We start from the raw sequence: 18,290 nt of genomic DNA, 5'->3' as shown, positions 1-18,290 counted from the left end.
CGCGGCTTCCCTGCTCCCCGCGGGGCGGCCCCCTTTTACTTCAGGAGCTTGCATGTCAGACATCGAATCCCTCGAAAACCAGTCGGAAACTCACTCGCACGTCGCGGTCCGGCAGCACAACCGCAAGATCGTCGAGCAGTACATGCACACGCGTGGCGAAGCGCGGCTCAAGCGCCATCTACTGTTCACGGAAGATGGCGTCGGCGGACTGTGGACTACCGACAGCGGCCAGCCGATCGTGATTCGCGGCCGCGAGAAGCTCAGCGAGCACGCCGTGTGGTCGCTGCAATGCTTCCCCGACTGGGTCTGGACCGACATCCATATCTTCGAGACGCAAGACCCGAACTGGTTCTGGGTCGAGTGCCGCGGCGAAGGCGCGATCATTTTCCCCGGCTACCCCCAAGGCCATTACCGCAATCACTTCCTTCACTCGTTCCGCTTCGAAAACGGACTGATCAAGGAGCAGCGCGAATTCATGAACCCTTGCGAGCAATTCCGTTCCTTGGGTATCGAAGTTCCCGAAGTGCGCCGGGATGGTCTACCGAGCTAACGCATACCCAATGGAGGAGACGAATGGCTGGTATTCCTTCGATTCAACCGTACGTGCTGCCCGATTCGAGCAGCCTGCCCGAGAACGTCGTGTCATGGCGTGTCGATCCATCGCGCGCGTTGCTGCTCATTCATGACATGCAGAACTATTTCCTTTCTCCGTTGCCGCCGACGCTGCGTGAGACGTTGACGACCAACGTCGCGTCGCTGCGCAAACGGTGCAAGCAGGCCGGCATTCCCGTCGCGTACACGGCCCATCCCGGGCGCATGACCGAGAAGGAACGCGGTTTGTTGCGCGATTTCTGGGGGCCGGGCATGGAGACGAAGCCGGCCGATCGGGACGTCGCCGAGGCAGTCGGCCCGTCCCCAGAGGACTGGATGCTCACGAAGTGGCGCTACAGCGCATTTTTCCGCACCGGGCTGCGCGAGCGCATGCAGGAGAGCGGTCGCGATCAGCTGATGCTGTGTGGCGTCTACGCGCACATCGGCGTAATGATGTCGGCCGTCGATGCGTTCACGAACGACATTCAGCCGTTCTTCGTCGCCGATGGCGTGGCGGACTTTTCCGAAGACCATCATCACCAGGCCCTGGAATACGTAGCCCAGCGCTGCGGCAAGGTGGTGAGCACCGAGGAGGCGCTGGCATGAACGCCGCTCCGAACCACAACCTTTTCGATCGCGTCCTGAATGGACAAGCGCCGTGCTTCGCATTGATCGCGCGTTCGACGGGTAGCGCTGGGGAGCGCGCGACTATCGACGTCTTCGCCGGCGCGGTTTCCTATCCGTCCTCCCTGGCCGAGCTTCCGTTGGCCGCGCCGACAAAGGCGGGTGCGGACCGTCAGGAGCTGCTTGTGCTCGTGCCATACCGGCAGCTGCACGAGCGCGGCTTCAAAACACACGACGACGGCGCCCCACTCATCGCCATGACCTGTGACGAGCACGAAACGGTGTCCGTGCCGCTTGCGCTCGCTGCCATTCCCGATGCCGATACCGCGCTCGGCGAGCGTCACTTCGATATCGACGACGAAACCTACGCCCAGATCGTCGAGCGCGTCATCACCGACGAGATCGGCACCGGCGCGGGCTCGAACTTCGTCATCAAGCGCACGCTCGAGGGCGATCTCGACGACTATTCGCCCGCCAAGGCGCTGGCGGTCTTCAAGCGTCTGATGCGCCGGGAAGTCGGCGCGTATTGGATCTTCGTGATTCATGCCGGGGAGCGCACGTTCGTCGGCGCCACGCCAGAGCGCCACCTGACGCTGCATGAAGGCCGCGCGACGATGAACCCGATCAGCGGGACTTATCGATATCCGCAGAGCGGGCCGACGATCGACGGGATCAACGCTTTTCTCGGCGATCGCAAGGAATCCGACGAGCTGTACATGGTGCTCGACGAAGAACTCAAGATGATGGCGCGCATCTGCCCGGGCGGCGGGCAGGTCACGGGGCCGCACTTGCGCGAGATGGCGCGGCTCGCCCACACCGAATATTTCATCGTCGGGCACACCGAAGCCGATGTCCGCGATTTGCTGCGCGAAACGATGTTTGCGCCGACGGTCACCGGCAGTCCGATCGAAAGCGCGACCCGCGTGATCGCGCGGCACGAGCAGGCCGGCCGCGGCTACTACAGCGGCATTGCAGCGCTGATCGGCCGCGATGCGCGCGGCGAGCGCACGCTCGACTCCGCCATCCTGATCCGCACCGCGGAGATCGACCGCGCCGGACACGTTCGCATCGGTGTCGGCTCGACGCTCGTCCGGCATTCGGACGCGGCATCGGAAGTCATGGAGACACATGCCAAGGTGGCCGCGCTGTCGAACGCATTCGATCCGCCGGAAGCCGGCCCGATGCTCGGACAGCATCCATCGGTGCAGGCGGCGCTGCGCGAGCGCAACAAAGGCATCGCGGACTTCTGGTTTCGGCCATATGGCGCGCGACAAGGCGAGATGGCCGATGAGTCGGCTGAGTTAAGCGGCCGCCGCGCGCTCATCATCGACGCCGAAGATCACTTCACGGCGATGATCGCCCAACAACTGTCGTCGCTCGGCCTCGCCACGGAAGTGCGCGGCGTTCACGACGCGGTGGACCTTGCGCGTTACGACGTGGTCGTCATGGGGCCGGGCCCGGGAGACCCGAGCGACGCCGGCGATCCGCGCATCGCTCGCCTCTATGCGTGGCTGCGGCATCTCATCGACGAGGGCAAGCCGTTCATGGCCGTCTGCCTGAGCCATCAGGTCCTGAACGCCATCCTCGGCATTCCGCTCGTGCGGCGCGAGGTGCCCAATCAGGGCATCCAAGTCGAGATCGATCTGTTCGGCCGGCGTGAGCGCGTGGGCTTTTACAACACGTATGTCGCGCGGACCGTCAGGGACGAAATGGAAATCGACGGCGTCGGCGCGCTGGCCATCAGCCGCGATCCGCGCACGGGCGAGGTGCATGCCTTGCGCGGTCCAACGTTCAGCTCGATGCAATTCCACGCCGAATCGGTCTTGACCGTCGACGGGCCGCGCATTCTCGGCGAAGCCATCACACACGCGATACGCCGCGAAAAACGCGCGACCGCGTTGACGGCCTGACGGCTCTTCATGCTTTTTATAGAACCCTATAGGACACGCGTTTCATGATTGTCGACATCGTTTGGTGGAACCTCGACGGTTCCGAGCAAAGCATCGAATCGCTGAGGGCGCGTGTGGACGACAGCACCCTCGCGCGCTGGTCGAACGTGCCGGGCATGCGCGAGAAGCATTGGATTGCCGACGAGGACAAGAATCGCTGGGGCGCAATCATGCTCTGGGATGGCGAGCGTCCGCCCGCACATCTGCTGCCGCCGAACGATGCGCAGACGCTGATCGGCCTGCCGGTTGCCGAGCGGCTGCGCTTCTCGGTGAAGGCAAGCGCCGCGAGCGGTGAAATCGCGGCGCGCATGCGCGCGCTCGAACCGGCAGCATCGCACGCGAATACGCACGCGGCGCCGCCGGTCCATGCCTCGCATCCCATCGACTACATCGTCGTTGACGCCTTCACGCGCACGCCGCTCGAAGGTAATCCGGTTGCCGTCTTCCTGATCGACGATCCGCTGCCGGCGGAGCGCATGCAGCGGATCGCCCGCGAAATGAATCTGTCGGAAGTGGTGTTCGTGATGCCGCCGATGCAGGGCGGCGACGTGCGCGTGCGCATCTTCACGCCGGTCAACGAGCTGCCGTTTGCGGGCCATCCGTTGCTGGGAACGGCCGTGGCGCTCAGGCACGTCAAGGCGCAGGATCGCTTCGTGTTCGAGACGGGCATGGGGCTCGTGCCGTTCGATGTGCGCTCCGATGCGCCCGGCGAGGCTTACGTCACCATGCAGCAGCCGATCCCGACGTGGGCGCGCTTTGATCGGGCCGAGCGTCTGCTCGACGCGCTCGGCGTAGAAGCGTCCGCGCTGCCCGTGGATGCCTATCGAAACGGCCCGCGCCACGTGTTCGTCACGTTGCCCGACGCCTCCGCGCTTTCCGACGTGCATCCGGACCATCGCGCGTTGGCTGAGTTCGAGGATATGTCGGCCATGTGCCTGGCCCCCGCGGGCGACCACTGGCGCTGCCGGATGTTCTCGCCGGCCTACGGTGTCGTGGAGGATGCGGCGACGGGCTCCGCCGCCGGCCCCATCGCCATTCACCTTGCCCGCTACGGACTGATTCCGTGGGGCGAGCCGCTGCACATTCTCCAAGGCGTCGAGATCAAGCGTCCCTCGCACATGCATGCGCTGGTGGACGGCTCGGAGCACGGCATCGAGGCGGTCAAGGTCAGCGGTCACGGTGTCGTCGTCGCACGCGGCCGCCTGGGCGTCTAGCGCCGCACCCGTCTTTTGCCTTTACGAAAACAATGCCATGAACACCAGTCGATTCGAAAGCCTCACGGGACGCGTCGACGTCCTGTTCCCCGAATATGACGACCCGCCGTCCGAGCCGATCACGCTGCTCAAACGCTGGCTCGCGGCGGCCGATGTCGCCCGCGTCCGCGAGCCCAAGGCGCTCGCGCTCGCAACCGCCAAGTCCGACGGACGCATGTCTTCGCGCATCATCGCGTTCTCCTCGATCGACGACCGCGGCGTGATCTTCTGCACGCATTCGACGAGCCGCAAAGGACGCGAACTCTCGGAGACAGGCTGGGCCTCGGGCCTGCTGTATTGGCGCGAAACCGGGCAGCAGATCATGATTTCCGGCCAGGCGGTTCCGCTCGAAGAAAGCGAGAACGACAAGCTCTGGTTCGGGCGCTCGGTGCCGATGCACGCGATGTCGAGCGCCTCGCACCAGAGCGACGAGCTCGTCGACCGCGAAGCGCTGCTCGCGCACGCCGCCGAGCTGCTTGCGCTCGGCGTCGCGTTGCCGCGGCCGCCGCGCTTCGTTGGCTATCGGCTCGAGCCTCACGAGATGGAATTCTGGGCCGCCAGCTCCGACCGGCTTCACCGGCGCCTCAGGTACGAACGCGATGGCGACGTTTGGAAAACCACGCAACTCCAACCTTGATTCTTTTGCGGATAAGGAACCTGCCTGTGTCTACTCTCGATATTCCGGTTGGCGTCGGCCAAACCGCACTGTTCATTGCCTGGCAACGTCACGCCGAAAGCCAGCGTCCGGATGCCTTGTTTCACGATCCGTTTGCCGCCGCGCTGATCGAGCACCTGGCCGGCACGCCGACGCATGCGCACGTCACCGAAGTCGCGCGGCGCGCGAACTTTCCGCAATATTTCGTTGTCCGCACACGCTACTTCGACGATGCCATTCTCGCGAACCTGAGCCGCGGGATACGGCAGGTCGTCACGCTGGCCGCCGGCATGGACGGCCGCGTGGCGCGTCTGGCCTGTCCGTTCGGCACGCGCTGGTTCGAGCTCGATCTCGACGACATCATCGCCTTCAAGCGCGAGCTCATGAAGCAGTCCGAGTTGCCGCTGCAGTGCGATTGGCGGCCGTTCGTCGCCGATCTGACGTCGGATTGGGCGAGCCCGTTGCGCGTAGCCGGCTTCGATCCCGCCAAGCCCACGATCTGGCTCATCGAGGGGCTTCTGATGTATCTGCGCGATGCGGACTGCGATGCGCTGATCCGTCAGGTGGCCGACCTGTCGGCGCCGGGTAGCGCGCTCATGCTCGAGCATCTCGCCACGCGCATGATGAGCGACGAGGGCAAGGAGGCCCGTGCGCGCGTCGAATCGCAGGGCGCTCGTTGGCTCTCGTCCCGCGACGACGTTCGCGACTGGCTCGACCGATATGGCTGGACAGCGACCGTGCATGCCTCGGACGATCCGGCGATTACCTACGGCCGCAGCGTCGCGCGCATCCCGGCAGGCTGGTTCGCCTCATCGACGCGCACTGCACCCGGCGGGAGCGGATCATGAATCTGTCGATTTCAATGCGGCGCGAGGTGCGCTTGAAGGCGAGGCTCAAAGGCCTGCCGACACCGGACGATTTCGAAATCGTCACCGCCGTCTTGCCGGCGGCCGGCCCGCGAGACGTGCTGGTACGCAATCGCTATTTCCTGGTCTCGGCTTCTTTGCGCGCGATGATCAGCGAAGGCGCGGAAGACGTGCCCGGTGTGCCGTTTCCGTGTTTGTCGGCGGGAGACGTGCTGATGGGCGAAGCGCTCGGCGAGGTGGTGAAAGCGCCGGCCGACAGCGGTTTGTCGGCCGGCGACATCGTCACGCACTTCCACGGCTGGCGCGACTACGCGGTGGTGCCCGCATGGGGCTGTCAGCGCGTCGGCGAGGCGCTGCCGGAGCCCGCCGGCTATCTCGGCTACCTGGGGCACGGCTGGACCGCCTACGCGGCGCTGACGCGCGGCGTGCCGATCCGTTCGGGCGACACCGTGTTCGTAACGAGCGCGGCCGGCGCGATCGGCGCGATGGCCGGACAGATCGCGCAGCGGCTGGGAGCTGGGCGCGTGATCGGCAGCACGAGTTCGCGCGACAAGGCACGACGCCTGGTTTCCGAGCTTGGGTATGACGCTGCCGTCACGCGTGGCAGCAGCACGCCGTTCGCGGAGCAATTGCTCGATGCGGCGCAGGGCGGCATCGACGTCCTGATCGATTCGGTCGGCGGCGAGCAATTGCAGGCGGCCGTCACGGCCGCGCGCGAAGGGGCGCGCTTCCTGATCCTCGGCGCGCTGTCGGGCCAGCTTGCCGCGGTGGGAACGGGTCGGACCGCGCCGGCCGAAATCGATACCGTTCAATTTCTCCTCAAGCGGATCACGATGCGGGGCTACAGCGCCGACGACAATCCGGAGGCGAAGGGCGAATGGTTCGAGCGTTTCGCGCAGTGGCTGCGCGCCGGCGAGATCGTGTTCCCGCATACGGTGATCGACGGCCTCGATGACGCGCCGAGCGCGTTGTGCGACACGTCCAGCGGACGTTATCTGGGCACGGTGCTCGTCAAGCTGTAGCGGTGCGGAGCGTGGGCGTCGCCTGCGTGCCAGGCGACATCCGTTCGATCGAAAGCACTTCAGTACGGGAGTGGAACTGTGGAAGGCAATCTCTCTTCGGCACGTGTTGCCGGGAATTGGACGCCCGCGTCCTGGAAGACGAAGCCGGCGCTGCAACAACCGGCTTATCGCGATGCTGCGGCGCTCGATCGCGCCCTGACACAGCTGCAAGCACTGCCGCCACTCGTCGCCGCAGGGGAAGTGCTGACGCTCAAACGCAAGCTCGCAGACGCTGCGGCGGGACGATGCTTCTTGCTGCAGGGTGGCGACTGCGCGGAAAGCTTCGCCGATTGCACGGCGCCGATCATCGCCAATCGGCTCAAAGTGCTGATGCAGATGAGCCTGGTGCTCATGCATGGCTTGATGCTGCCGGTAGTTCGGGTCGGCCGCTTTGCCGGCCAGTACGCCAAGCCGCGCTCGGCGGATACCGAAACGCGCGACGGCGTGACGCTGCCTTGCTACCGCGGCGACATTGTCAACGCCAGCGCTTTTACGAAAGAGGCGCGCGAGCCCGACCCGCAGCGCCTGCTCGAGGCGCATTCCAAATCTGCGCTGACGATGAATTTCGTGCGCGCGCTGAGCGACGCCGGTTTCGCCGATCTGCACCACCCCGAACATTGGGATCTGGCCTGGGCCTCGCATTCACCGCTTTATGACGAGTATCGCAAGATGACGCGCTCGATCGGCGAATCGCTGCGCTTCATGGAGGCGCTAGCGGGCGAGCCCTCCGGCAGCGACGCGAGAATCGATTTCTACACGTCGCACGAGGCCCTGCTGTTGAACTACGAAGAGGCAATGGCGCGGCAAGTGCCGCAGCATTGGGGCTGGTTCAACCTGTCGACGCATTTTCCGTGGATCGGTATGCGCACCGCGCAGTTGGACGGTGCGCATATCGAATACTGCTCCGGAATCCGCAACCCGATCGGCCTGAAAGTCGGGCCAGGGGTGAGCACCGACCAGTTGCTGCGCACGATCGACGCGCTGAACGCCACGAACGAGGCCGGCCGCTTGACGCTCATCACGCGCATGGGCGCGGCGAAGATCGAAGCGGAGTTGCCGAAACATCTGCATGCCGTCAAGGCCGAGGGCCGGCGTGTCTTGTGGTGCTGCGATCCGATGCACGGCAACGGCGAAACGACCCCGGGCGGCGTGAAGACACGGCGCTTCGAGAACATCCACGCTGAGCTTGAGTCTGCCTTCGATATTCATGTCGCCTGCGGCACGCATCTGGGCGGCGTGCATCTGGAGCTGACCGGAGAAGACGTAACCGAATGCCTGGGCGGCGCGCGCAATCTGACTGAGGCCGATTTGGCCCGCGCTTACAAGTCGACGGTCGATCCGAGGTTGAACTATGAGCAGTCGCTGGAGATCGCGATGCTGATTGTGCGCAAGTTGGGTACGACGCCGGTTGCCGAAATCGGCGCAAAGCGGCATGCGGCGTATGCATAGCAGGGCGGCGTGCAGCAATTCGCGAGCAGTTTTCTTCGCTGCTGCACGCCGTGCGAGGATGGGATCGATCAGATGCCCAACCCTATCGCGGTATCCGGCGGCCAGTTTCCGCGCCTCGCCCAGAGAAACTCGCGAGAGCGGACCAAGTCCCATCTCCCGCATGCGCCGCTCAGTTTGAACCGGAACACCCATGAGTGCGCACCGCTGTCAGCGATCTGCATGTCGAGACCAGCCCCATCCGCGTCATGACCCGGCGTCACTTCTTTTGCGACCCGCAGAGCGCTGAGTCGATGCAACTGTCGTCCACCCATGTCGCCCTCCCTACCCACAAACCCACATCGCTACCCATACTTCGTGAGGAAATTGTGCGGGGCGTCAACGGTAACCGCAAGCACGTCGCCACCCACAAAATGCTTTAAAATCAGCGATGTAGAGGACGCAACCGGAAGAGATCGGAACAGGCCGGAAGGCCCGTTTGGCGGAAGGCAGCAGGAGTCGAACCTACCCGGGAGTGTCTGACACCCCCAACCAGGTTTGAAGCCTGGCCGTACCACCGGATACGAATGCCTTCCGTGGGGAAAAGAATCAAAAGAACAGCGAGCGCCTACGCCTGAATACCCGCCCAACCGCTGTCAGGCCGCAGGAAGTGAAGATCGCGGTGGAAGCGAGTATACCCAACCCGGTCGAAGAACTCGAGAATCTGGATCGCGCGCTTGCGGCCGAGCCCCGTCGCGTCGCGGAACGTCGCGGCATCGAGCCCGCCGTCGCGCGACGGTGCGAGATGCGCGACCAGATACGCGAGCTCACGCACGACGTCCGCGTGATAGAACAGGTCGCGCACGACCTGGTGCACGTCGCCACGCCGCGCGAGCTTGCGCAGCAAGGTCCGCACCGCGTCCTCGGCCGCGCCCGTGTCGCGGGCCAGATCGCGCACCCACGGCGGGTCGAAGCGCCCCGCGTGGATCAGCGGCAGCAGTTGCCGCGCCAGCGCTTCCTCGCGCGAATCGAGGCTCACCGAATGCGACGGCAGATGCAACCACGGTCCGCTTCGCACGACTTCGCCGCCGGCCACCAGCGCCTCGACGAGCGCACGCCACAGCGCATCGCCGGCGAGCGGCGCGGCCATCCGCCGCAAGCGTGCGGCGTCGAGCCCCTGCTCGTCGGGCATGCGCTCGTGATACACACGCAGCGTATCGATCGCCCGCGTCTGCAGCGCACGCCAGTGCGCCTGGGCAATCACCGCGCCGTCGTTCGACGCGGCATCGCGCTGCCCGATCGCCAGCGCGTCTTCCGGCAGCGCCAGCGCATTCGGCGCGAAACCCGTGAGATGCGTGAGCATCGCGCGCGGGATGCCGAGCGGCGCCTGCGCGAGCAGCGCAACGAGACAGCCTGCGTCGAGCCATTCCGCCAGCGCGTCGAGCCACGCGCGGCGCTGAGGCGTCCGACGCTTGCGCGCCGGCCCGAACGGGTCGAGCACGCGGCCGCCGCCGATCGTGCGCGTCGCCTGCGGATTGCGGACGATGAACCGGTCGCCCGGCAGCGCAAACACCGGCTCGTCGAATACCAGTTGCACGCGCATCCGCTGGCCGGCCGCGAGCGTATCGCCGTCGAGCAGCGCGACATGCGCGACGCGATGCAGCGTGCCGAGATGCACGTGCAGCGGCGCCCAATGCGTCAGCGTGAGCCCCGCATCCGCGAGCAGCGTCAGGTCGACGTCGAGGCGCGGCGACGTCGCGACGAGCCGCGCATCGGCGACGGTATCGCCGCGCTCGACATCGGCCTTGTCGACGCCGGCCAGATTCAGCGCGCAACGCTCGCCCGCGCGGCCGGCCTCGACCGGCCGGTTCTGCGCGTGGATGCTGCGCACGCGCGCCGCGCCGCCCGTTCGCACGATCGCGAGCGTGTCGCCGGTCACGACGCGGCCCGAGAACGCCGTGCCCGTCACGACGGTGCCCTGCCCCGCGAGCGTAAACACGCGATCGACCGCGAGCCGGAACAGCCCGTCGTCGCGTCGGGCGCGCCACGCGATCGCCGCGTCCGCCAGATAACGCTTCAACGCGGCGACGCCCGGATCGTCCACAGCCGTCGCACGCGTTTCGAAAATCGGCACGCCGGCCAGCGTCGAGTCGTTCAACCACGCGGCGATCTCGTCGCGCACTTCGGCCACGCGCGCAGCGTCGACGCGATCGCACTTCGTCAGCGCGACGGCACCATGCGTGACGCCAAGCAGCTGCAGGATCGCGAGATGCTCACGCGTTTGCGGCATCACGCCGTCGTCGGCGGCGATCACGAGCAGCGCGAAGTCGATCCCGCAGGCGCCGGCCGCCATCGTATGAATCAGCTTCTCGTGGCCCGGCACATCGATCAGGCCGAGCACGTCGCCATTGTCAAGCGGCGTATACGCATAACCGAGTTCGATCGAGATGCCACGCGCCTTCTCTTCTTTCAGGCGATCGGTGTCGACACCCGTCAGCGCGCGCGCCAGCGTCGTCTTGCCGTGATCGATGTGTCCGGCGGTACCGACGATCATGCAGCGGCCCCCGCGAGCCGCACGCATTGCGCGACGAACGCCGCCTCGTCGGTGGCTTCGAGGCAGCGCAGGTCGAGCCGCAGTGCATGGTCGGCGACGCGGCCGATCACCGGGCGCGGCCATTCGCGCAGCCGTTTCTCGAGCTGAGCAAGCGCGCGGCCGCTGCGCTTGCCGTCCGCCGTGCGTACGACGAGCCCAGCGCTCGGTAGCTGGTCGACCGGCAGCGCGCCGCTGCCGATCTGGCTGAACATCGGTTCGACCGTCACGTCGAAACCGCTGCCGAGCGCGGCCTGCAGCGCCGGACGCACACGTTCGGCAGCCTCGGCGATCTCGCGCTGCGGGCGCGTCAGCAGCCGCAGCGTCGTGAGCCGGTCACGCAGGAACTCGGGTGACTGGTAGAGGCGCAGCACGGGCTCGAGCGCCGCAAGCGTCAGCTTGCCGACGCGCAACGCGCGCTTGAGCGGATGTTTCTTGATCTTCGCGATCAACGCGCGATCGCCGACGATCAGGCCGGCCTGCGGCCCCCCGAGCAGCTTGTCGCCGCTGAACGTGACAACGTTTGCGCCGGCGGCGACGGTTTCCTGCACGGTCGTCTCGTGCGGCAGGCCCCATTGCGACAGGTCGGCGAGCGTGCCGCTACCGAGATCGACGGCAACCGGCAGCCCGTGCTCGCGCGCGAGCGGCGCGAGTTCGGCGAGTGTCGCTTCCTTCGTGAAACCGCTGATCGCGTAGTTGCTGCAGTGCACCTTCATCAGCAGCGCGGTGCGCGGGCCGATTGCGTCCGCGTAGTCGTGCAGATGGGTGCGGTTGGTCGTGCCGACTTCGCGCAGCTTGGCGCCCGCGCGGCTCATGATGTCGGGAATGCGGAATGCGCCGCCGATCTCGACCAGCTCGCCGCGTGACACGACGACTTCGCGCTTCGTCGCGAGCGCCGACAGCGCAAGCAACACGGCCGCCGCGTTGTTGTTGACGACGGTCGCCGCTTCCGCGCCCGTCAGTTCGCACAGCAGATCGTCGATCAGGTCGTCGCGATCGCCGCGGCGGCCCGTGGCGAGGTCGAATTCGAGGTTGACCGGCCGCGTCAGCACGTCGACCACCGCGCGCACCGCGTCGTCGGGCAACAGCGCGCGCCCGAGGTTCGTGTGCAGCACGGTGCCGGTCAGGTTGAACACGGCACGCACCGCGCCCGCGCTCTGCGCGGCCAGCGTGCGCTCGACCGCCGCGGCGATGCGCGGCTCGTCGAGCGGCTCGGCCGCCGCCGGATCGTGCTGCGCGGCGGTACGCCAGCGTTCGAGTTCGGCACGCACGGCGTTCAGCACGCGCGTGCGGCCGTAGTCCGTGATGAGCGGTTGCAGCGGCGCCGACGACAGCACACGCTCGACAGACGGCACGCGCGCCAGCACCGCATTCAGTTCATTCACACCCGGTTCGGTCACGTCGTTGTGGCTCCAGTCTCATGCTTCGCAGTGGGCCGGCGCCGGTGTTCGCGCACCGCCTCGGCCCGGCCGTCAATTCGCGTCCCGCGAGACGTCCGGCCACAGCAGCGGGTTCGGCGAACTGCGCTGGTAGCCGGCCTCGTTCATCAGCAGGTCGAGCGTGAGACTCGCGAGATCGTCCGCCAGCGGCTCGAACTCGTAATCCTTCTCCTGATAGCCGATCTTGCGATAGGTCTTGCACTCGTCGCACGATTCGGCCTTGACGGCTTCGCTGCCGCCCTCGATCCCGTGATACGCGATGCCCTTCGTCGAATCGCAGTGCGAGCACTTCGTGCGCACCATGTGCCACTCGGTCGTGCACAGCCCGCATTGCAGGAAACGGTAGCCCTGGAACTGGCCGCCGACCCGCACGACGCTCGCGACCGGATGCGTGCCGCACACGGGGCACAGGCCCGGCTGGTCGAGATACGGGACGTCGGCCGGGCTCACGCGGCTGGCGAGATCGGTCCACACGACCTGCAGCGCGGCCATCAGGAACGGCGCGGTGGCCGGGTCGACCTCGGCGAAGCGCAGTGCGAGGATCGCGTCGGCCTGCGCGTCGAGTTCGGCGGGCGCCATCAGGCGCAGCCGGTCGAGCAGCTTCGCGAGCTGCGGATTGACGAGCCCGGCGCCTTCGACGCGGTCGAGCAGTTCGTACAGCACGGCACGCCAGCGCGGATCGCGCTCGCCGTCGAGCGCCGGCACGAGCGGCATCGAATGCTGCTGCGCACGCGCGATCGCTTCCTTCGACGGCAGCGGCAGCTCGAGCGTTTGCAGTGTCGCGTGCTGCGCGTCGGCGACGGTGGCCATCAGCCGCAGGTAGCCGCTGATCGGGTTCAGGTCGGCCAGCTTGCGCAGCCGCGCGGCACGCGCCGAGAACGCGGTGGCGCGCTCCGGCAGGCGAAAACGCGGAATGGCCGAATGATCGAGTGCCGAAATCTCGGTCGGTTCGAGAATACGTTGTGTCACAGAAGTCTCTTCCAAAAAAACAAGCGCCGACGCATCGGCGCTTTGGTGCAGTTCCGGCAGCAGGCGGAACGGCCCGCCGCGACCGGCGAACCGCCCCGCTCCGATGCGTTATTTCACGCTTTCACGGAACCACTTCGGGTGATGCTTGCGGGCCCAGCCCAGCGTGACGGTGCCGCGCACCATCGCACCGATCGAGCCCTTCACCCACAACGCCGCGTAAATGTGCACGATGATGCTCGCGATCAGCACGAAGGCCGCCACGGCATGCACGACAGCGGCCGCGCGGATCACCCCGATCGGGAAGTAGAACGAGAAGTAGCGCCGCCAGATCACGACTCCCGACAGCAGGAGCAGCAACAGGCACGCCACCAGCGTAAAGAATAGCAGCTTCTGTCCGGCGTTATAGCGCCCGACAGGCGGCAGCTTGTCTTCCTGGTTGGTCAGCACGTCGCCGATCTGCCTGAGCCACTGCCGGTCATCCGCGTCGAGCGCGTTATGGTGCCAGAAGCGCACCACCAGGATCGCGAACGACACGAACATCACGAGGCCGACGAACGGATGCAGGATCCGCGTCCACTGGCCGCCGCCGAACAGCGCGGTCAGCCAGAACATCGACGGATGGAACAGCGCGAGCCCGGACAACGCGAGCAGCACGAACGTGATCGCGGTGATCCAGTGGTTCGTGCGCTCGTTCGCCGAGTAGCGGACGATCAGGTTGGGGTCGTCGTGCTTCATTTCGCGTCCTCCTTGATGCGTCGCGCCTCGTCGCGCGCGGCCGATTCCTCTTCGTCGCTCACCTCGTTCGGACCGACCCGGACATAGTGGAAGAACCCGGCGAGCGCGGTCAGCGCGATGCCCGCGACCGCGAGCGGCTTCGCGATGCCCTTCCACAGCTTCACCATCGGGCTGATCGACGGGTTGTCGGGCAGCCCGTGGTACAGCGACGGTTTATCGGCATGGTGCAGCACGTACATCACGTGCGTGCCGCCGACGCCCTGCGGATCGTACAGCCCCGCATGCTCGAAGCCGCGCTCCTTCAGGTCCTCGATCCGCTCGGCCGCGTGCTGCTTCATGTCCTCCTTGGTGCCGAACACGATCGCGCCGGTCGGGCAGGTCTTCACGCAGGCCGGTTCCTGGCCGACCGCGACGCGGTCGGAACAGAGCGTGCACTTGTATGCGCGATGATCCTTCTTCGAGATCCGCGGAACGTTGAACGGGCAGCCGGTCACGCAATAGCCGCAACCGATGCAGTTCTCCTCGTGGAAATCGACGATCCCGTTGTTGTACTGCACGATCGCGCCCGGCGACGGACACGCCTTCAGGCAGCCCGGATCCTCGCAGTGCATGCAGCCGTCCTTGCGGATCAGCCACTCGAGGTCGCCCGCCGGGTTCTCGTATTCGGAGAACCGCATGACCGTCCACGAATGCTCGGTCAGGTCGGCCGGGTTGTCATACACGCCGACGTTGGTGCCGACTTCGTCGCGCAGGTCGTTCCACTCCATGCATGCGGTCTGGCATGCCTTGCAGCCGATGCACTTCGATACGTCGATCAGCTTCGCGACACTCCCGGTCACCGGTTCGCGCACCGTGGGCGGTGGCGTCGTGGTGGCCGAGACGCGCTTGATATCCAGCGATTGCAATGCCATCTCTTCCCCCTTACGCCTTTTCGACCTTCACCAGGAACGACTTGAATTCCGGTGTATAGGAGTTGCCGTCACCCACGGACGGAGTCAGGGTATTGGCGAGATAGCCAGGCTTCGTCAGACCCTTGAAGCCCCAGTGCAACGGGACGCCGACCGTCTGGACCTTCTTGCCGTCGACCGTCAGCGGCTTGATCCGCTTCGTGACGAGGGCAACCGCGATGATGTAGCCGCGCTTGGACGACACCTTCACGCGCTCGCCATGCGCGACGCCGACTTCCTTCGCGAGGTCTTCGCCGATCTCGACGAATTGCTCGGGCTGGATGATCGAGTTCAGCCGCGCATGCTTGGTCCAGTAGTGGAAGTGCTCGGTCAGCCGGTACGTCGTCGCCACGTGCGGGAAGTCCGCCACCTTGCCGAACGACGCGCGGTCGTCCGGGAACACGCGGGCAGCCGGGTTGTTCAGCGCCTGCGGGTTGTTCGGGTGCAGCGGGTTCGCGTCGAGCGGCGTCTCGAACGGCTCGTAATGCTCGGGGAACGGGCCTTCGTTCATCCCCGCCCGTGCGAAGAAGCGCGCGACGCCCTCCGGGTTCATGATGAACGGCCCCATCCCGTTTTCGGGCGGTTCGTCCGCCTTGAAGTCGGGGATATCGGGGCCCGCCCACGCCTTGCCGTTCCAGCCGATCAGCTTGCGGGTCGGGTCGAACGGCTTGCCGTTCACGTCGCACGACGCGCGGTTGTACAGGATCCGCCGGTTCGCCGGCCACGCCCACGCCCAGTTCAGCGTCTGGCCGAGACCGGTCGGATCCGAGTTGTCGCGCCGCCCCATCTGGTTGCCGGCCTGGGTCCATGCACCGCAGAAGATCCAGCAGCCGCTCGCGGTCGTGCCGTCGTCCTTCAGTTGCGCGAAGCCGGCGAGCTGCTCGCCCTTCTTCACGAGCGTCTTCGTCGGATCCTTCGGATCGGGCAGATCGGCGAGCGCACGGCCGTTGAACTCCATCGCGAGCTCTTCGGGTGTCGGGCTTTCCGGGTTCGCGTACGGCCAGGTCAGGTTGACGATCGGGTCCGGATACTTGCCGCCGTCCGCCTGGTACATCTTGCGCATGCGCAGGAACAGCCCCGACATGATCTCGAGGTCGCTCTTCGCGTCGCCCGGCGGCTCCGCGCCCTTCCAGTGCCATTGCAGCACGCGGCTCGAACTCACGAGCGAGCCGTTTTCCTCCGCGAAGCACGTGGTCGGCAGACGGAACACCTCGGTCTGGATCTTCGACGCATCGACGTCGTTGTAATCGCCGTGATGCTTCCAGAACTCGGAGGTTTCGGTCGCGAGCGGATCCATGATCACGAGCCACTTGAGCTTCGCGAGCCCCGCGGCCGTCTTCACCTTCGACGGCGCCGCCGCGAGCGGGTTGAAGCCCTGGCAGATGTAGCCGTTCATCTTGCCGGCATTCATCAGCTCGATCGCCTGCAACAGGTCGTACTGCTTGTCCAGCTTCGGCAGGTAGTCGTAGGCCCAGTTGTTCTCGGCCGTGGCGGCATCGCCCCACCACGACTTCATGAAGCTGACGTGGAACGCCTTGTAGTTCTTCCAGTAGCTCAACTGGTTCGGCCGCAGCGGCTCCTGCACGCGCTTCTTGATGTAGCCGTCGAAATCCTGCTCGGCCTGCATCGGCAGCGTCATGTAGCCCGGCAGCAGGTTCGACATCAGCCCGAGGTCGGTCAACCCCTGGATGTTCGAGTGGCCGCGCAGCGCGTTCATCCCGCCGCCGGCGATGCCGATGTTGCCGAGCAGCAACTGCACCATCGCGCCGGTGCGGATGATCTGCGCGCCGATCGAGTGGTGCGTCCAGCCGAGCGCGTACAGCACCGTGCCGGCGCGGCCGGGAACGGCGGTGGTCGCGAGCATCTCGCACACCTTCAGGAACTTCTCCTTCGGCGTGCCGCAGACCTGCTGGACCATGTCCGGCGTATAGCGCGCGTAGTGCTGCTTCAGCAGGTTGTACACGCAACGCGGATGCTGCAGCGTCGGGTCGACCTTCACGAAGCCGTCGTCGCCGCGCTCGTAGTCCCAGCTCGATTTGTCCGGGTACGCGTGCTTCTGGGCGTCGTAGCCGGAATAGATGCCGTCGTTGAACGCGAAATCCTCGCGCACGATGAACGAGAAGTCCGTGTAGTTCTTCACGTACTCATGCTGGATCTTGTCGTTCGTCAGCAGATAGTTGATGACGCCGCCCAGGAAGACGATGTCGGTGCCGGTGCGGATCGGCGCGTAGTAGTCGGCCACCGAGGCCGTACGCGTGAAGCGCGGGTCGACGACGATCAGCCGCGCCTTGCGGTGCGCCTTCGCCTCCGTTACCCACTTGAAACCGCACGGATGGGCCTCGGCTGCATTGCCGCCCATCACGAGAATCACGTCCGCGTTCTTGATGTCGACCCAATGGTTCGTCATCGCTCCACGGCCAAACGTCGGGGCAAGACCTGCCACCGTCGGGCCATGTCAGACACGCGCCTGATTGTCGAATGCGAGCATCCCGAGACTACGGATGGTCTTGTGCGTCAGGTAGCCGACTTCGTTGCTGCCGGCCGATGCGGCCAGCATGCCGGTGGTCAGCCAGCGGTTGACCTTCGCACCGTCTTCCGCCGTCTCGACGAAGTTCGCGTCGCGGTCGGCCTTCATCAGCTTCGCGATGCGGTCGAGCGCGTCATTCCACGAGATCGGTTCCCACTTGTCCGAACCGGGCGCACGATAATCGGGGTGCGTCAGGCGGCTCGGGCTGTGGATGAAGTCGATCAGGCTCGCGCCCTTCGGGCACAGCGTGCCGCGATTGACGGGATGGTCGGGATCGCCTTCGATATGGATGATGCTCGGCCGGGCGTTCTTCGCGCCGTCTCCAAGGCTGTACATCAGGATGCCGCAACCCACTGAACAGTAAGGACAGGTATTGCGTGTTTCGACTGTGCGCGCCAGCTTGTACTGTCGGACTTCGGCGAGCGCTTCGGACGGCGAGAAGCCCATCAGGGCTAGACTCGATCCGGCAAGCGACGTAGCCGTCACCTTCAGGAACTGGCGCCGGGACATTTGTAGCATGGCAGGTCTCGGCGTTATTGTGGGGGTGGGGAAACTGTAAGGAATTATAGACAGTCCACGCAACTATGTTCGATTCTTCGGATCAATTCAGAATTGTCCGATTACCAACGGTGACCGCCGCACGGCATCTCGACCGATAT

General features: G+C 65.8%; 14 protein-coding genes and 1 tRNA gene. 8 read left to right on the top strand and 7 right to left on the bottom strand.

Annotated features, from left to right (window positions below; translation table 11 throughout):
• The first annotated feature begins 52 nt into the window (after positions 1-52).
• The 8 genes from HWX39_RS11015 to HWX39_RS10980 all read left to right on the top strand — a co-directional run bounded on the left by HWX39_RS11015 (position 53) and on the right by HWX39_RS10980 (position 8,448).
• Positions 53-550 (top strand): PhzA/PhzB family protein, encoded by a 498-nt coding sequence (locus HWX39_RS11015; protein WP_175967931.1) that lies wholly within the window; start codon positions 53-55, stop codon positions 548-550.
• A 53-nt stretch (positions 551-603) separates the two neighbouring features.
• Positions 604-1,197, top strand: a complete 594-nt coding sequence (locus HWX39_RS11010) for an isochorismatase family protein (RefSeq protein WP_279613075.1) — start codon at positions 604-606, stop codon at positions 1,195-1,197.
• Positions 1,194-3,125, top strand: coding sequence for an anthranilate synthase family protein (locus HWX39_RS11005; protein ID WP_175967927.1), 1,932 nt, complete (start codon positions 1,194-1,196; stop codon positions 3,123-3,125). Before HWX39_RS11010 ends, HWX39_RS11005 begins: the two co-directional genes overlap by 4 nt.
• Before the next feature lie 44 nt (positions 3,126-3,169).
• Positions 3,170-4,378 carry a PhzF family phenazine biosynthesis protein gene (locus HWX39_RS11000; protein WP_175967925.1) on the top strand — a complete coding sequence of 403 codons (1,209 nt, stop codon included), beginning with the start codon at positions 3,170-3,172 and terminating at the stop codon, positions 4,376-4,378.
• Positions 4,344-5,054: a phenazine biosynthesis FMN-dependent oxidase PhzG gene (gene phzG / locus HWX39_RS10995; protein WP_244134968.1), complete on the top strand. Its 711-nt coding sequence runs from the start codon at positions 4,344-4,346 to the stop codon at positions 5,052-5,054. The genes HWX39_RS11000 and phzG overlap by 35 nt, the downstream gene beginning before the upstream one ends.
• Positions 5,027-5,920 carry an SAM-dependent methyltransferase gene (locus HWX39_RS10990; protein ID WP_244134967.1) on the top strand — a complete coding sequence of 298 codons (894 nt, stop codon included), beginning with the start codon at positions 5,027-5,029 and terminating at the stop codon, positions 5,918-5,920. The genes phzG and HWX39_RS10990 overlap by 28 nt, the downstream gene beginning before the upstream one ends.
• Positions 5,917-6,960 (top strand): NADP-dependent oxidoreductase, encoded by a 1,044-nt coding sequence (locus HWX39_RS10985; protein WP_175967923.1) that lies wholly within the window; start codon positions 5,917-5,919, stop codon positions 6,958-6,960. The genes HWX39_RS10990 and HWX39_RS10985 overlap by 4 nt, the downstream gene beginning before the upstream one ends.
• Positions 6,961-7,038: 78 nt before the next feature.
• The gene (locus HWX39_RS10980; RefSeq protein WP_175967921.1) at positions 7,039-8,448 is read left to right on the top strand and encodes a 3-deoxy-7-phosphoheptulonate synthase class II; all 1,410 of its coding nucleotides are present in this window, start codon (positions 7,039-7,041) and stop codon (positions 8,446-8,448) included.
• Positions 8,449-8,924: 476 nt separating this feature from the next.
• On the opposite strand, the gene HWX39_RS10975 is transcribed toward HWX39_RS10980, so the two are convergent.
• The 7 genes from HWX39_RS10975 to fdnG form a co-directional block, all read right to left on the bottom strand.
• Positions 8,925-9,020, bottom strand: a tRNA-Sec gene (locus tag HWX39_RS10975).
• A 32-nt stretch (positions 9,021-9,052) separates the two neighbouring features.
• Positions 9,053-10,978: a selenocysteine-specific translation elongation factor gene (selB, locus tag HWX39_RS10970; protein ID WP_175967918.1), complete on the bottom strand. Its 1,926-nt coding sequence runs from the start codon at positions 10,976-10,978 to the stop codon at positions 9,053-9,055.
• Positions 10,975-12,414: an L-seryl-tRNA(Sec) selenium transferase gene (selA, locus tag HWX39_RS10965; protein WP_175967916.1), complete on the bottom strand. Its 1,440-nt coding sequence runs from the start codon at positions 12,412-12,414 to the stop codon at positions 10,975-10,977. The genes selB and selA overlap by 4 nt, the downstream gene beginning before the upstream one ends.
• A 72-nt stretch (positions 12,415-12,486) precedes the next feature.
• Complete coding sequence (gene fdhE, locus HWX39_RS10960; protein WP_175967914.1) at positions 12,487-13,422, bottom strand: formate dehydrogenase accessory protein FdhE; 936 nt, start codon at positions 13,420-13,422, stop codon at positions 12,487-12,489.
• Positions 13,423-13,530: 108 nt separating this feature from the next.
• The gene (locus HWX39_RS10955; RefSeq protein ID WP_175967912.1) at positions 13,531-14,157 is read right to left on the bottom strand and encodes a formate dehydrogenase subunit gamma; all 627 of its coding nucleotides are present in this window, start codon (positions 14,155-14,157) and stop codon (positions 13,531-13,533) included.
• Entirely contained in the window at positions 14,154-15,068 is a 915-nt protein-coding gene (gene fdxH, locus HWX39_RS10950) for a formate dehydrogenase subunit beta (protein ID WP_043177545.1), read from the bottom strand. Before fdxH ends, HWX39_RS10955 begins: the two co-directional genes overlap by 4 nt.
• Positions 15,069-15,078: 10 nt before the next feature.
• Positions 15,079-18,150: a formate dehydrogenase-N subunit alpha gene (gene fdnG / locus HWX39_RS10945; protein ID WP_175967909.1), complete on the bottom strand. Its 3,072-nt coding sequence runs from the start codon at positions 18,148-18,150 to the stop codon at positions 15,079-15,081.
• Positions 18,151-18,290: the final 140 nt, after the last annotated feature.

Origin of the sequence: Burkholderia sp. BCC0322 (assembly GCF_902833045.1) — a bacterium.
In the GTDB taxonomy this organism is placed as follows: domain Bacteria; phylum Pseudomonadota; class Gammaproteobacteria; order Burkholderiales; family Burkholderiaceae; genus Burkholderia.
The sequence above is the reverse complement of the archived record's forward strand: the minus strand, read 5'-3'. Positions and strand labels throughout refer to the sequence as shown.

Bases quoted from the DNA above. Each gene is read 5' to 3' on its own strand.
- HWX39_RS11015 (WP_175967931.1), top strand. From the start codon at position 53: ATGTCAGACATCGAATCCCTCGAAAACCAGTCGGAAACTCACTCGCAC.
- HWX39_RS11005 (WP_175967927.1), top strand. From the start codon at position 1,194: ATGAACGCCGCTCCGAACCACAACCTTTTCGATCGCGTCCTGAATGGA.
- HWX39_RS11000 (WP_175967925.1), top strand. From the start codon at position 3,170: ATGATTGTCGACATCGTTTGGTGGAACCTCGACGGTTCCGAGCAAAGC.
- HWX39_RS10985 (WP_175967923.1), top strand. From the start codon at position 5,917: ATGAATCTGTCGATTTCAATGCGGCGCGAGGTGCGCTTGAAGGCGAGG.
- selB (WP_175967918.1), bottom strand. From the start codon at position 10,978: ATGATCGTCGGTACCGCCGGACACATCGATCACGGCAAGACGACGCTG.
- HWX39_RS10955 (WP_175967912.1), bottom strand. From the start codon at position 14,157: ATGAAGCACGACGACCCCAACCTGATCGTCCGCTACTCGGCGAACGAG.
- fdxH (WP_043177545.1), bottom strand. From the start codon at position 15,068: ATGGCATTGCAATCGCTGGATATCAAGCGCGTCTCGGCCACCACGACG.